Here is a 15,944-nt window from a genome sequence, read left to right on the forward strand (position 1 = left end):
CGCTCAAATTCATTATCAGACCCTGGATTTTAACAACGGTAAAAGGTTGCTTTCGGGCTGAAACAACACCTTTCAGCCCATATTGATAACCTTAATGTCCACCTTTACCAAAGATTAACTTCTCTATTTAAAAGCCCTAAATTTTCATCTTTCTTTTTACTTTATTTTAAGCCCCACAAAATATTCTATTCATTACCCCTACCCCTTGATTATTGAGGAAATAAACCTATATTAAATTATAGGATGATACTTATTTTTTTAGACAAGTATTAGTCTGTGCATGCTAGAGGGGGTGATTCCTATGGCGGACATTGTAAAAAAAGATGAAGAATTACTCACTAAAAATGAGAATTTAAGCTCTTCCGAGGTGGATTCCACCTTACAAGGCGATGGGAAAACTCGAGATAAATCAAAGAAAGATGAGTCCAATCAAGCTAAGGATTACCGCCGTAAAAAGCAAGATGCGCTCCAGGGAAAAGAAAATAAGTCTGTACGCGGGCAGGAAAATGAGCCTGAAACAGGCAAACGGGGTGGTGGCGAAAAGGGTGGTGAGAAGGGTGGAAAATCTGGGGGATCTGGTCCAGGACAGGCTCAAAACCTTCAAACCGGTCAAACCACCGTTCAATTTAGTAGCGGCGGCGGCGGCGTTGGTAACTTTGGCAGCTTGCTGGCCTTATTTGCCTCCTCATCCAACTTAGCGCGCGCTGATATTGGTGGGTTTCGCATCATTTCTAACCAATTGAATAACCTAAATTTACGCTCCGACAATCAGGCAGCAAAAGGAAGCCTCCTTGGTGATGGAAAAGAGAGCCAAAAAGTCATTCTTGGAGGAGCTGTAGAACAAACAGTAGAAAATGCAGCTAAACAGTTTGTTGCTGAAGCAGCCGGCTCCGGCAGTCACAGCAAGGCAAGCGTTGACGATTCGTTAAAATCCCTTTTATCTGGACTTAGCGCCCATGCTGCAACAGGTGCAGGTGACGAAGGAAAAAGTAAAGGAGACTCAATTACAATCGCAAACTTAGGTGGTTTTACGTATATCCAAAGCTTTAACTCAAACAATCTTTTCTTTCCGGCAGACCTTGTCTTTACCTTCACGAATCAATCGACAGGCCAGAACGGGATTGTTAAAAGTTATTTTACCGCTGCAAACTTAGGAACTTTTAACGAGTATACATATCAAGTCATCAGTCCAATTATTGATGTGGGCAAAGCCCTTAACGCTTCGGGGCTTTCTGGCTTTACGGCAATACCCAGCTCAACAGATGAGCTTGCCGTCAACATTTTAAGGCCTCAGGATGGTCTGCGCGATACGATTAGACATCGCAGAATCGTTAATCCGGATTATCAAGGCTTAACTCTTACAGCAGACGGGGATGTCCTCTCCTTTAACATAACAAAACCTATGTCGATCCTAGTAAAAGCAACACCTGTGGGCGGAAATGCTTCAAGTGAACTCGTTTTCCGCGTCAATGCAGGACCTGGAGATCTGGTTACCTCAACCACTGGTTTTGGAACCCTTGATCCATCAGGGGAGTTTAACAGTGCCGTCTTTAGGATTAATGGCTCCGCGATGACCGGCCCCATCGCAGGGCTTGCCTCCGTCATCGATATGATTGATGGTTCAGGGACAGTCGGTTTTTTGAACGGATCTGGCCTCCATAGTTTTTCTATTCTTCCCACTGGGGACGAATACGCCTACTCATTTCCAAGCAATACGATTTTTAGACATCTTGGGACTTCTTTGACAACTATCCCAACTTCCGATGCGTCCGGACAGTTTGGTGTGGCAAACATTGTTCTACCTGAAGGGACGAAGACTTACGACCTGAAAATGGGGGGAAATGTTTTAGATGTCTATGGCAACAAGCTTGGGGTCGGTGACACCTTAAATCTCAGTTTACCTTCCGGTAACGGCTCAACATCAGGCCCCCATAACATCATCACTTTAGGGGATAATACCTTAGGGGGATTTGGCTTAAGCGTGGGTGACCTGAAGACTTTAACGCTGTTTGCTTCAGATGTCAGTGCCGGAAACACCATTACCCCAACAGATATCATATTTAGGGGCAACATCCTTTATGCAGATAAGAGTGTCGATTCGACCTTTTACCCCCACATTGAAGACTTAAATATGTTGCATAAGCCATTGAGCCCCACCATGACAACCCCCACCGTTGGGCAGTTTAACAATGTAAATATCACGTTCCAAGACAGCATTATCAACGGAAACCTGGGCAAAGATACCTTCTATGGCGACATTCAACACCTCGGAGATCTCAATGATTTTGGCATCCCTGCTGGGGTAGATACTGTCAATAAACCGTTCTTTTCTGGACGTTACAACGGCTTTATCACGGGTGTAAACGTAACAGACGTTGATGGCCATGTTGTGATCACAACACTTGCAACCGCTGGTGCAGCTGATGTTGGGAGTGGTATCACCAATGGCGGCATCAATTCGATTACCTGGGCAAATGATGTGTATGTCGGCGGTTACAACCCAGACCAAGACAACAGCAAAAATTTAAATACCTACAATTTCACACTTCTCGGGGACACAATCCGAAACCCTATCATGCAAGGTCATGCACTCATCACAGATTTTGATCTGGCCAAAGATACCTTTAAATTTCAACTTACGCCTGACCTCTTCCGGTCTTTGGACACCGACCATAATAAGTCTATTTCGATGACAGATTTGGACAGTGGGGTCAATTTCTTGCAGAATAGCTTATTTCCCAACCGTCTACTCGGTACGAATGTTGATGTTTCAGGGACAATGATCAGCTTTAAAGGGGGCGGATCGATCAATTTAATGGGTGTTGATCTGGCCAGTTTCGCTGATATCTCTAAGGTTGTGACAACAGAAGTATACCTCACGTACATTCCGGTAGCTGCGTTGCCGCTTATTGAAATCACTCCAGTCACCCCATCCCATGGTCAACCTTTTGTCTATGGGAATGGACCACTCAATATGACAGGGGTAACCACTCCTTACTACAATGAACTTGACAACTACTTTAGCAATTCCCTTTTTGCCACCTATACGGTGACTGGCCTCCCTAGCGGCGTTACCATTGATCCTTGGGGATCCATCACGGTTACAACAACAACACCAGTCTTTGCCCCCCTCACGATTACGGCAACTGATGACCATGGCGGTACCGCCACTAGTGACCCTCTCCTTTTTGGATTTTTGAACGCACCGGTCCTAGAAGTACCAGATGGAGCTACAAGGCAATCACCAGATTTTACCTCGAATAACATTTATGTTGGTGGTTTAAATTCAACAATTATTGGAATAAAAGACACCTTGCTTATAGGCCCCAACCAAGGCGGAACAACAAACATTGCCAGCAACATGATCATCAATACTGAAGGCGGAACGTCTTATGGTGACTTCCGAGACATCAACATAACAGCGCAAGGCACTAGCGGCTCCGTATTTACTCTAACCAATATCGGAACAGCGCAATCACCTGTCTTAATAACTTCATCTCAAAATCAAGCCGGCGTGATTAATGGTTATAATTTAAACATTAATGGCAACGCTTTTTATACCTATGGAACGACTTATGGTGTCGCCCAGAATTTACATTTGACTGCTCAAGGAGGTACGGGGTCTCAAGTGCAATTTACAGCAGGGTTTCAACAAGTCGGTACATATGATAACAGGGGAGTAATTTATGGCTCCACCATCAACATTGGCCCAGAAACAATCTTTGGTAATGGCACCATCTACGGTGGTGTACAAAGGATCGACATTGATGTTAATGCAGGTGTTTCCGCAGGTACCCGAAGAGGCTTCTCCATTAATGCGGCTTCCTTTGGAGGGAATGTTCCCTATAATCAGCTTTCAGGGAATCTCGATACAGGAGCCACCTTTCAAAATAATAGTATCACTTTCCAATCTTTAGCAATTAAAATTGTGGGAGATGTCACAGGCCAAACATCAACGATTTATAGTTTTGCTGAAGTCTTAGATGTGACTGAATACAAACTAGCTGCGGTGATCGGTCAACGTGCAGCTCAAAGCTCCCAGACAACTCCTCCTCCAAGTATTGCAGATTCAAGTCTCTCATATTCTGGAAACACCATCTTTACAGGTAACCACTTTGTTTTTGAGGGCTCGACGTTTTCCGGCGGCAAGGGAAATACGATCTTCTATGGCAATTTAAAAGAATTTGGCAACCCCTACGATCCCACTTCTCTTCGGTATAATGGTTTCGTCAATGGGGTCACTGTTACGTCAAGCACCGGGGTATTAACCAATGGCGTGCTAACCATTTCAGACCCAAGGGATGGAAATTCTATTACCTGGGCCAATAATACTTATAACCCTGGAATGGGGACAAATGAGTATAACTTTACTCTTGTGCCTAATGGTGCCGGGGATGCTGTCATGCAAGGTTTTCAAACCATATCAAGCTTTAATCCTGTAACAGACAAGATTACCTTGAACTTGACACAAAACCTTGCTGGAAACTTAGGATTCCCCGACAGTGGTGCCACAGCTCAAACATTAGCGGCTTTGCTTGATCAAGACGTCCAAATTGTTTCAGATGGGGCGGGGGGTACTTTAATCTTGTTCCCCGCTGGAGGGGGTATTGATCTTAAAGGCTTTACCTTTACTGGTCCCCAAACCTTAGCATCTTTGATCGCTCAATTCCCAACCACCCTTTCCATTAACGGTGTCGGCGCCGCTTATGTTCCCCTTGCAATTAACAATGCTGCCTATGCAACATTTGATCACGCTCACGTTAATTTCGCCTTTACAGACATTTACAAAGCCTTTGTGGCAAATGGCAATCAAAGTAATCTCACTTTTAGTGTTGCAGGCGTTACCGGTGTCCTCAACACTACAACGCATTTAATGAACTATACCCTTCTTCCAGGCGTTGGAAATGGAGACCCCCCCCAAATTTATCTCGACTCCGAGGGGACCTTAACCATAGCCTTAACAATAACGACACCGATTTATTTAGATTTTAACCTCACCGTATACGATGGTCGGTCAACCGTAACGACGACGACCCCGATTCCGCTCTTTGCCTTAAATACAACCACTCCAGAAGACATGCTCGCTGGAAATACGACCAACGGCTTCATTGTCCGAAATTTAGAGAACGCGCAAACACTGAGTGGAACAACAGCAACACAAGCCTATGAAGCAAGTGACGCTACAACAATTTTTGGCGGTGGGGATAATATCGTCTTTGATGGAACACATGCAACCTCTACCACCCCTCTCTCTTACGGATCAAAACTGATTTATAGTGTAGGTGCCGGAGATCGAAAGATGGTGGCTGATGTCTCCTCGATTCAATTCACGCATGATGGAACGCACACGGCTGGTCTAAACGGACAAACAATCACGTTTGGTGCCAATATGATTAAATCCACCACAGGTACAGGCTCAGATTATGGAATATTTGGCAACGCGGAAAGCTTAATCATGACAGCAAGTGGCGCGCGGGGCGGTGGAGGTCCAAGAGATGCCAATATCCACGATAATATCATCAACTTTGGACCCAATACAGAGTACGGCAGCGGGAATTTTTACGGTAATTTGAAATCCCTTACCCTGTCAATCACGGACCCATCCATTGGCCCCAATACCGTTGGAAATGCAACCATTGAAGGGAACACCTTTAACTTTAGCGCCAACAAACTGACAGCTGACGTCGCAGGACCCTCTAACCTCTACGCTGGAATAGGGACACTTACGATTGTCAATACCGAAACATCGGCTTATACACGTACCGGAACTAGTCAGATTACCGGCAACGCCTTTAACTTTAGCAACAGCACCCTTAAAGCCGGTGTGGGAGCAACAATGCTCTTCAGTGATATCGCTGACATGTCGAATACCACGTTTGCTCTACAGCCTGTAACGCTTGTAACGACGGCTCCTCCTGGCGTTGTTGAAATCAAAGATGCCTTCGACAACACCATCACCTGGGGCAACAATACCTTTTATGGCAACACGGGCGTCGATACCTTCACCTTTACCATCCTATCTCTTGGTGGCGGTCAGGGCGCCATGCAAGGTAACGCCACTATAGAAAACTATACCAATGGAATTGATACAATCAATTTTAAGCTCTCCCCAGATCTCTTTAAGGCCTTAAACCTTGATTTTGACAGAACTCTAACCCCCCTTGAGTTTCAAAATCCAAATTTCATTCATTTTACCCCTGAAGGGGCAAATATGCGTATATCCTTTGCACAAAACGCAGGATCCATCCTGATAAAAAATTATACTGGCATCAGCCCAGTGGCAAGTGCTGCCTACAAAGTTGCGCCAATTGCTGTCATCGACCCAGCGCCATTGCTTGCTCTTGTTTTAAGTACAACCATTGCCGGCAATGTCTCAGCCGTCACTACATACGGCAATATTTTAGATACCTATTTTGCAAATGTAGACATTAGTAATGCCGGATCCACTTATGCGATTACGAATTATTTTGATGCAACCATCACAACCGCGTTCCCTCAGCTGGGAATTCAATATTCGAGCCAATTAAATCCAATCCAAGGTGGCATTGAAAGTATTACGAATTTTGGCACAATTAATGTGAGTGCCCTTCATCAAGGCGCATCCGTCATTCCAAATGCACCGATCTTAACCCCCATCGTTGTAACAGCTCATGATCCTAATGGTCCCGACCAGACAATAACCCTCATGCTGGGTGTGTTTGATACCAGCAACGGCACGATCGTCGCTGAGCCAACAACAGGAAACTATACGGGTAGTCTCACAGGACCTTCCTATCTTCAAGGCTCACGCCCCAATGAAACAATGATTGGAAATGCCAATAATTTGACCTTCGCTCCAACACCCGGGCAAGCTGCCTTGACCCAAGGGTATGGGACAACGATCTTTGGCGGCAACGTCCTCATCAATAAGAGTGCAGACACGACGGCCTATGGGAATTTTAACACCATCACCTTTAACATGTTCGCCGATAGCCCTCGGTCAACTACTTCCAGCAATGAAAATACGGTCGCCAATCAAACCTGGGTATTCGGTCAAAATGCCCTTGATATTAATGGCACAGCCTACGGCATTGCGGATCGATTCCTCATTGATGTGGAAAATAAACTAAATGGTCAAACGGTTGTGGTTAACCCCTCATTTGTGAACGATTCAGCCGGCTTTAATTCGAATACTATTTATTTGGGGCAACCTATTAGTTTTAACGATGTTGGCCATCAAACCATGTATGGTCAAGGGACGATGTATGGCACTGTAAACTCCCTCGAAATTAACCTAGTCGCTGGTCAAAATGTAACAGCAACCACAACTTTGGGAGCCACAACCTATGATGCAAGTGCTTATATGCATAATAATATTTTCCAAATCTCATCAACATACATTGCCATTACGGGAAATGAACCTAGTAGCATATACTCCAGCATCAATAGTCTTTCTATCTATGAAAGACCCGGAACAGTCGTCCTGAGCCAAACAAGTCAAAATGTGGCGAATGTTACGCTTGATGCTGTCTTTGATGGGAATGTTTTCACACTCCATGACAGCGTTGCCGTTGGTGGCCTTGGCGGAACAAACTTTTATCCCGGAATTAATGATCTCTCTCGCACATCCTTCTGGGATTCAGATTTATCCGTCATTCAAAATGGTACGCACTTTGGAACCAGTTACACAAATCTCGCCAGTGAGACAAACACCATAAATTGGGCAAACAATACCGTTTTCTTAGACTCTGGACCTGCCGGAGCAAACACCACTCATAGTGCTGCAGACACCATCCATATTGACCTGTTGAATTCAGCAGTCACGACGACACAAGGTCAAACAACAACCACGACCTTTTATCCCATCATGGAAGGCAATTTAACGGTCTATTACTTTGACCCCGCTATGGATAAATTCTCCGTCGATTTATCGCCTCATCTCTACAATCAAATTGGGACAATCACAGACACATCCTTCAGCACGTTGAGCGATGTAAGCCTGGCCGTCAATACGAATTCACAAAATGGGCCTGTTGGAACGACAATTTACTTTGATATGAATGGAACATCTGCCTCAACGGATCATGGGTCTATATTCTTAGCTGGCTACACAGGCTCCCCAACCCTTGTTGATTTTTCAACACATGTTCAACTGGGAACAACCTTCGTCGGCACAAGCGCGGTTGACACAGTTACACTCAGGATCCCAGACAATGGACCCGATAATTTTGCCGACTTCAAAGAATTTAATCACATCGTTGATTTTGATAATGCCCATGATATCTTGCGTCTCGTACTCCCAGACAACCTTTATAATGTATTAAGCGATGACGGTACCTTAAATGGAAACGTAACGGCAGCGGCCCTCCAGTCAGGTGTGGGAAACCATCAAACATCTTCTCATCTTCAGGTCGCGGAAGTGGCTGCCCAATTTGCCCCAACCCATGCCGGACCCGGCATGACAGCTATGGATACGGTCATTAGCTTTGTCACAAATGGCGCAACCACAGGATCTATCACCATACACAATATGGGCATAACCGATCTGAATCAACTGCAACACCTTGTTGTTGCCCATGCCTAAATTATTGGGTGATTTCTTAAAATGAGAAGTTGAGGAGTCACAGCTTCGTGGCATTAGATGTCACTTCAGCCGCAACTCCTCAACGGTATTTTAAATCCATGGGAAGAGAGTTTCATGTTCTCTCCCGGGACATTAAATTATAAAGTCAGGAGAGACAAAATCAAAGTCCCTACCAGAGCTGAGCCAACTGCTAGTGTACTTCCCGAAGAACCTGAACCATTCGTTGGCACTGCAACATTCACAACCCGATCAATTATTCGCTCCGTTCCGGCACTATCCGTGGAATCAATCCCAACCAAAACATTGTAATTGTTCGCATTTCCACCTGCCAAGAGTGTTGGACATTGCGCAGTTTGTCCATTGACGGACGGATTAAAAGGTATACTTGCAAATGGAGTTTGCGGGATACCACCAATGGAATACAGACCACCGTAGACGACGGAAAATGTACTTGGTACCTGGATAACGGAAATAAAAATATTACCATCAGGTGTATTTAAACCAAAGGGACGGCCAACTTGACCTGTGGTCCCCGATAAGATCTGTGGGGTACCAATAACACCTCCACCACTTTGAAAGTTTTGGAACCAAATTTCAGACTGTCCCCTATTCCACACAATGCCATTTTGACCATTGGGAATCGCATAACAACTTGGATTTGATTGCGCTGTTGTGCTTGATGAAATTGCATTCTCATTTTCTATAAGAGCCCCCGTACTCGTCGTAAAACGCCCTGTATAAATAACATTATTCGCCCCATTCACACCTGGCCACCCGACACGTGCTGTACTTGGTGTGGTTCCAAGGTCAACAATAGCGGGGGCGCCTTTCGCAAGAGTGGGCGTATTACTAATAACCAGTGGATTTCCATAAAGCGAAACTTGGTTTGCGTATGTCCGGAAACTGATTCTGTTGGCTCCCGCCGTCACAGAACCATACACAACGCCCAATGAATCATCATTAAATCTAGTACAATGAAGACCCGTTATCGCTGAATTTACTGCAGCATTCACGAAGAAGGAGGGACCTGACAGAGTTCCATTTGGGAAAAAAAACTGACCTTGAACATCAACACCACCACTGATCCAAGTTCCCAAACAAGGGTTATTAATATTTGTCAAAGGGCAAGTTACGCACGGTGTTGAAGTCAGACCAGCTGCTGCATTCACTGTAAAGGGTGTACTTGATGTGCTCGAGGTGACATCAGAAGCAAAAAATTGGCCGGCTCCTCCCACCCATCCAATAACAGCTTGCCCTGGCGTTGCCGTAGCAGATGCCCGACAATGAGCTGCCCCTGGTGCCGCTGTACTGACGACATTGTTGCCAGCAGCTGGCAGATAGGAAACCGTTTGAGCGGCAGCTCTTGCAACCGGCGCTTCCGCAATAATATAAGCGGCTAACAAAATCAAGCCAACTTTCCCTACTTTGTCCACAGTTGTTTTAGAATCTATTGAATTGGCAAGAGAGAGAAAGACTTTGCTATTTATAATGCCTTGAGCAAGATCAACAACAAGCGGAACATAGAATGCATCTGGGCCCCCATAAACGGCGCTGAGAACAGAAAGGCCAACCTTTATACTATTGTCACCTATATTTTCTGTGGCAGCAGTACTCAGACTGTTTGCAACATTTGAAGCAACACCACCGACACCATTATCCCTAAATGGTTCAGTAAAGGGCTCAAACAGGGACCAAAAAAACAATCCTGTCATATCCAACCAGGAGGCATCTTTCATTTCTCCCCCCCAAGGCATTTTTGGTGTCTCATTCGCTTGAACGGTTTCAGCCATCGTTGCCGGAGCGTTATGGTCTGTCCCTGGTAAAGGAACTTCAATAACCATAGTTTGAGATCCGGAACAGTTTTGGCGCATCCTATCAAGCCCAAGTCCCCCTTGAGCGATTATAAGAGCAATAAAGAATGATGAAATTAATATTTTTCGAAAGTATGAAAGTTTCATGATGGTCCCCTATTTTATAATATTTTAATAATTCAATGCCTTAAAAATATTTATTAAAATTATCGGCTAAATTGAATTTACAAGTAGGATCATACAACCCATGAGATGATAAAGAAAGACTAAAATTTTGGGAAATTTTTTTTCACAACTTTTTTGGACCTTGGGCTTCATTGGAACCAAGAGATGAGATCGGTTTCCCAGAAGAACTTGATTTCCTTTAATTTCTCACCCCCTTACCCACAGAAGAAACCCTTATTTTTCAGCCACATATTTATATGTACAAATAGAAATCATTATGCAATAGAATGTAGATAAGTTGAAGGTAAAGAAGAGTTGGCTTATGAACCAAATTCTTTTGAATGTTTTATCTCAAGACCCATTGAAGACACCTGGGATATGCTTGAGCTTTCGCTGGTTGCTTCCCCTAATCCCGCACCTTGAGACAATAGGCGCTCTGTTTGCCTTACCCATTTTAGGAATGTGGCTCAGCCATATTTTTGTAGACTCCCATGACTTGTGGGACCAAGTAATGTCTGTCTGGGGCTTTATTTATATCAGCACCCTATTGAGCATGGTACCAAAACCAAACACATCCTCCAGATTATGGATAGACGCCAATCTCTTTACGGTTGTCTATTATCTATTATATTTTGGGGAGCTTTGGCTGCTTGCCCATTTCGACATCAATCTTGAGTATTCTATCGGTTGGCTCTTCAGCATCGTCTTCTCGACAGCACTTACCTTTCTGTTTTATGGGATTCTTTTGAAAGTTGGATTGAGCACCCTTCCCTATTTCAAAACCATTGTAACGATCTATCTCCTTACGGATCTTGGAAATTTGTTTGCCTTAGGCTTCTTATCTCCCTATTACTCGACGGCTCTCTTTTTAGTATTGGGCATGGTCTTATTGATCTATCTCCTGCTCCCCTATCGACATCCCCTGCTGTTTTCTTGGGTAAAGGTATCTCCTTGCCAGGTGAGCAAAAATTTGATGGTGCTGCGCTGTCTCCTTTGGGGAGCTCTGTCTGTATGGGCCGACTACATCGATATGGCACCCTTTTATATCCTAGAAGTTATTTTAGCTTCTGATAGCCGCAAGAAACAAGATTCTGTGGTTTTCCACCTGACTGCAGCTTGGCACACGCACAAAATGAAAATTTGGGGCTATATTAAAGGGATGATCGATATGAGACTTACCTTGGTCGAGATTGAGAAGGCTCTCAGATTAATACAAAAGAACACATATCAAGAAGCCCGTGTCCCTGCTCTCTCTTACACATCAATCTTAAGAACGCGTAGCGATCTTTGCACCCGGAACTTATGAGTTTTGAGACAATTACCCCAGATGCTTGGTGATGCGCTTAATTTCTTTTGAAACCATCTCTTCTACAAGGGAAGAAAGATGAGTATCGATCCACTGCTTAATCATGGGACGAATAAGATCTTGAATAAGCTGATCTATTGTAAGATCCCTTTGATCTGCCAAATTTGAAGCCCTGCGAGGCGCAGACTTCGACGCTTGAGCCAATCGCGATAAGGAACTTGCGGAAGCTGCCATGGCATGGGCAGATACCAATCCCTCCTCACGATCCCGGTCAAATAATTGGGAAGGCTTCGGAGAAAACCGAGGGGAGCTATCCATCTTTGAATCGATCGGGTTCGATAAGGTCATGATTGACTCTTCTTGATCTCTTTTTCGACCGACTCTAGCAGACGAGGATGGGAGGGAGGCTTCTCTAAATGAACTTGCATGAGCCCCTTTGCTAACAAACGGACTATTTAATTCTAAGATATCTGGCTCATAGACAGGAGCACCATTGACCTGACGCTGCACCGCTTGAGTGGTTAGATCCTGTTCTGGATGATAACTTTGCACAGAAGAGTGCGCTGGGGCATGACTTGACACGCGCATACGTTCTTCTTGAATTGCCGTGGTTACAGGAATCCCCACTGGACTGCCAATAGGGGTTTCAAGCTGACTAACCATCTGTCCAGCAGGTGGCGTCACAACTGACTGCGACATATCACCTTTGTAAACGCGCTGTTTGTTAGGATCTTCAGGAGGATTATCCGTCACAAATTTACGGATAGAAGCTAGGATTTCCTCCATGGACATGTCATCTTCATGGTCGCTCTTCGGCGTCATTCCTTTTTCCTCAAGCAAAAAACATCACAATATAAAAATAGTCTACACCTAACAAGACAGAATATTCCAGAACTAGATTTTAAAGTCACCTGTCTTTTTTTCAACGAGAGCTCCTTCTTTAATGAACAAGCAGTCCGTTAAATACAAACGATTCGGGTTTAGAGAGTTATATACAAGAAAAAAACCTATCCTACAAATATAAACTTGCAGAATAGGTTTTTCATTAACAATGTTTCCACTTAAGCCCAGAACTTGCCAAAGTTGCTGACTTTACCAACTATTGCGCACGTCACGATAGTGGACTTCTGGGTTATAACGCTTGACTTTCAATTTGAGATCAAGGGCATTCAAACGACCCATAAGCGCTATAACCGTATAGGCAGTTTGATAATAATTTTGTTCTGCTCTGACGAGGTTTGTTTGGGATTGAACCAGTTTCTGTTGTTCGTTCAAAACGTCGAGCAAAATCTTTGAGCCAACTAACATTTCTTGACGAGTCCCCTCAAGGCTCACCTCAAGAGACCTGACTTGTGTTTCATAGCTCTTAACGTTCGCTTTTGCTGCAAAGTGGGATTCCCAAGCTCTGACGAGCTCTTGAATAATCCTACGACGCACTGTTTCGATATTAATGCGGCGTTGCTCAGCAATTTCGCGGAACTCTCTTGTCTTTGCTCGCGTTGCCCCAGCTTCATAAAGGGGCACAGATAAGTTGACCAAGACGCTTTGCCCCGTTGTGAAGTCATTTGTTTTCGTCTTACCCAAGCGGGTTACATTTTGTAGAGTATTTACGCCTTGACGCTGAACGTCAGCTTGTAAATCCAATTTAGGCAGCAAATCAGCATCATTTACTTTGATGTTGGTCCGATCCGCTTTTTCTTGATAAATTGCTGTTAAGATGGATGGGTTGTTCTTCTTCGCAACTTCCATGGCATCTTTCAATGCACTAGGAAGGGTTGGTGGTGTCGCAGGCTTTTTCAGATTCCCAGGACGTGCACCTGTTACCTGTTCAAAAGTAGCTTCTGCCGTAAGAACTTCTGCTTCTGACGCTTCCCGTAGGGCCGTTGCTTGTGCTAAGTTTGCTTGGGCTTGTGCAATACTTGTCCTTGTTTCTTCTCCAACATTAAATTTATCTTGCGTAGCCTCTAAGGTCTTTTTAAGAGCAGTTTCGTTGGCATTATTATATTCGAGTTCTGATTTTCTTTCGATAACAGTAAAGAAAGCCTGAACTGCATTAAAAAGAACTTCCCGTTCCTTATCTGCCAGCTGTTGCCTTGCGGCTTGAACAGCGCTTTCAGCCTGAGCGGTTGAAGCAACTGTTTTACCACCGTTGAATAGATTCTGATTCATCCTAAGGCCTGCTGAGGCTGTTGAAATGTTTCTACCACTTGTGGAATCGGTTAGCCCATTATCCCCATCATCTTTGACGTCACCAGATAGAATATTTTTCTCTCCCCTTATTGAGGCATTGATAGCAACCGTGGGACGAAATCCAGCCAATGCTTGAGGAACACTTTCATCTTTTGCTCGAACTTGGGCTTGCAACTCTTTGAGCTCCGTGTTATTGCGGTAGGCCGACTCTAAGGTTGCGTCAATTGTGGTGACTGTCTGCCTTCCCTCAGGGATACGGGCTGCTGCGACTTTGTCAATCGGCTCACCCATCGGAAGCGGAGGAGTCACACTTGGTGCCGTTGGTGTAGCAGCTTGACCTGCAATCGCAGTTCCAATAGAAAGGGGTGAAGCTGTTAGGGCTAAACCTAGAATTGCAAATTTTAAATTCCAGGGGGCCATATATTTGGTACTTCTCATTGTTTCGATCCTCTTGTTAATTGTTATACATTTTGCTTGACCTACTTTAAACAACATCAAAACCTCCGAAACTCGTCTATTTGGGCGCTCCAACCTTGGAACTTTTTCCCCTTGTATACCCAAAGTTTCGATTAATTAAGGTTAACAGATGGTTAACAGTCTCCAAAATATTAAAAAAATTTTACATTAATGTTTTTTAACTAATTTGGGTTCTTTTTACAAGTATATAAAGTGTTTTAGAGGGGTTCAGACTTGAGGAATTATTAACGAATCTTGAGCGTGTGTTGCCAGGAAAACACACTCGGTGAGACCTAAATGGTTAATATCGAGTCATCTCTGGATCAACGAGGTCTCCCCAACCTTCAATGCCGCCCGAAAGATTTAAAACAGCATCAAAACCTTGAGTTTTTAAAAACAAAGCCGCCTGTAAACTACGATAGCCATGATGACATAACGTTACGATGAGTTGATCTTGAGGAAGGGTTTCCCATTGTTCTCTTAAGTTTCTAAGGGGAATATGGACAGAATTCGATAAAGCACAAATATTAACTTCATCAACCTCACGCACATCAAGAATCGTGAGAGGAATCCCTTTTTCGATTATTTCTTTTAATTGCATGGGCAAGATTGAGTCAACGGTTTGGTCAAATTGCATTATAGTCGAAACTCCTTACTCGAGACAAACTCTGCAAGGTCAGGACAACTGACCTCAAATTTACTCACTCTTTTGAAGGTTTTACCCGATCTTGTAATCAAGGTGCCTTTCCCCAAGTTTATTTGTCGGTCATGAGCCCTTTCCTTGACGACCGCAACAAGGCGGCCTTTTTGGGACTCAAGCTGTTGGATAAAAATCGAGGGAATCTTATCGACCCCCCCCTCGATCAGAATGACATCAAACGGGGCATCCTTGGGATATCCAATGCTCAAAGCTCCCTTTATAACTTTAACGTGAGCTAAACCATGCCCTTCAACATACGCCCTAGCTTGATCTGCCAAATCCCCATCACATTCGAGTCCAACGACACAAGCCGCCAATTGCGCCACCAACGCCAAACTATATCCGGTGCCACACCCAAGAATTAAAACTTTATCGGATGGTTTAATGGCGGCCAACTGAAGAAGGAGGCCTAAAGTGAGCGGGGCCATAAGCCATCGCTTGAAGGGGTAATCAGGGGTTAAGCTCAAATCAGCATCAGAATATACCAACGACTGAATTGCTGGAGGAACAAATTCTTCCATAGGAGTCGACTCAAAAGCTCGAATCAAACGTTCCTCCACAACCCCATTAGGACGCAGCTGACAGTTGACCATATTTAAACGGGGATGAGCTCTATCTTTTAATAATCTTTCAGTGGGTGCCATCGTATCTCTTCTTGACTGAAGGGTTATAAGAGTACTATACGAGAAAAAGGTGCAACGAAACATATTTTATTGTATCAAAAAATTGTTTAAGCTTAGATTGTTCTTCTAA

The 15,944-nt window shown here is 44.2% G+C and carries 7 protein-coding genes; 2 read left to right on the forward strand and 5 right to left on the reverse strand.

The window, feature by feature from the left end:
- The first annotated feature begins 301 nt into the window (after positions 1 to 301).
- Positions 302 to 8,563 (forward strand): hypothetical protein, encoded by an 8,262-nt coding sequence (locus tag K2Y18_07250; protein MBX9805531.1) that lies wholly within the window; start codon positions 302 to 304, stop codon positions 8,561 to 8,563.
- A 137-nt stretch (positions 8,564 to 8,700) separates the two neighbouring features.
- On the opposite strand, the gene K2Y18_07255 is transcribed toward K2Y18_07250, so the two are convergent.
- Positions 8,701 to 10,521 carry a hypothetical protein gene (locus K2Y18_07255; protein MBX9805532.1) on the reverse strand — a complete coding sequence of 607 codons (1,821 nt, stop codon included), beginning with the start codon at positions 10,519 to 10,521 and terminating at the stop codon, positions 8,701 to 8,703.
- 340 nt (positions 10,522 to 10,861) lie between these two features.
- Between K2Y18_07255 and K2Y18_07260 the strand changes: the two genes are divergently transcribed.
- Positions 10,862 to 11,845, forward strand: coding sequence for a hypothetical protein (locus K2Y18_07260; GenBank protein ID MBX9805533.1), 984 nt, complete (start codon positions 10,862 to 10,864; stop codon positions 11,843 to 11,845).
- Between the two features lie 12 nt (positions 11,846 to 11,857).
- On the opposite strand, the gene K2Y18_07265 is transcribed toward K2Y18_07260, so the two are convergent.
- The 4 genes from K2Y18_07265 to K2Y18_07280 all read right to left on the reverse strand — a co-directional run bounded on the left by K2Y18_07265 (position 11,858) and on the right by K2Y18_07280 (position 15,835).
- Positions 11,858 to 12,667, reverse strand: a complete 810-nt coding sequence (locus K2Y18_07265) for a DUF2497 domain-containing protein (GenBank protein ID MBX9805534.1) — start codon at positions 12,665 to 12,667, stop codon at positions 11,858 to 11,860.
- A gap of 270 nt (positions 12,668 to 12,937) precedes the next feature.
- Positions 12,938 to 14,473: a TolC family outer membrane protein gene (locus K2Y18_07270; protein MBX9805535.1), complete on the reverse strand. Its 1,536-nt coding sequence runs from the start codon at positions 14,471 to 14,473 to the stop codon at positions 12,938 to 12,940.
- Between the two features lie 319 nt (positions 14,474 to 14,792).
- Positions 14,793 to 15,128: a sulfurtransferase gene (locus tag K2Y18_07275; GenBank protein MBX9805536.1), complete on the reverse strand. Its 336-nt coding sequence runs from the start codon at positions 15,126 to 15,128 to the stop codon at positions 14,793 to 14,795.
- Positions 15,128 to 15,835 carry a protein-L-isoaspartate O-methyltransferase gene (locus K2Y18_07280; GenBank protein ID MBX9805537.1) on the reverse strand — a complete coding sequence of 236 codons (708 nt, stop codon included), beginning with the start codon at positions 15,833 to 15,835 and terminating at the stop codon, positions 15,128 to 15,130. Before K2Y18_07280 ends, K2Y18_07275 begins: the two co-directional genes overlap by 1 nt.
- Between the last annotated feature and the right edge of the window lie 109 nt (positions 15,836 to 15,944).

This window comes from Alphaproteobacteria bacterium (assembly GCA_019746225.1).
In the GTDB taxonomy this organism is placed as follows: Bacteria; Pseudomonadota; Alphaproteobacteria; order Paracaedibacterales; family VGCI01; genus VGCI01.

What these genes read in the sequence shown, in the direction of transcription:
- K2Y18_07250 (MBX9805531.1), top strand. Translation starts at nt 302, where the DNA reads ATGGCGGACATTGTAAAAAAAGATGAAGAATTACTCACTAAAAATGAG.
- K2Y18_07255 (MBX9805532.1), bottom strand. Translation starts at nt 10,521, where the DNA reads ATGAAACTTTCATACTTTCGAAAAATATTAATTTCATCATTCTTTATT.
- K2Y18_07260 (MBX9805533.1), top strand. Translation starts at nt 10,862, where the DNA reads ATGAACCAAATTCTTTTGAATGTTTTATCTCAAGACCCATTGAAGACA.
- K2Y18_07265 (MBX9805534.1), bottom strand. Translation starts at nt 12,667, where the DNA reads ATGACGCCGAAGAGCGACCATGAAGATGACATGTCCATGGAGGAAATC.
- K2Y18_07270 (MBX9805535.1), bottom strand. Translation starts at nt 14,473, where the DNA reads ATGAGAAGTACCAAATATATGGCCCCCTGGAATTTAAAATTTGCAATT.
- K2Y18_07275 (MBX9805536.1), bottom strand. Translation starts at nt 15,128, where the DNA reads ATGCAATTTGACCAAACCGTTGACTCAATCTTGCCCATGCAATTAAAA.
- K2Y18_07280 (MBX9805537.1), bottom strand. Translation starts at nt 15,835, where the DNA reads ATGGCACCCACTGAAAGATTATTAAAAGATAGAGCTCATCCCCGTTTA.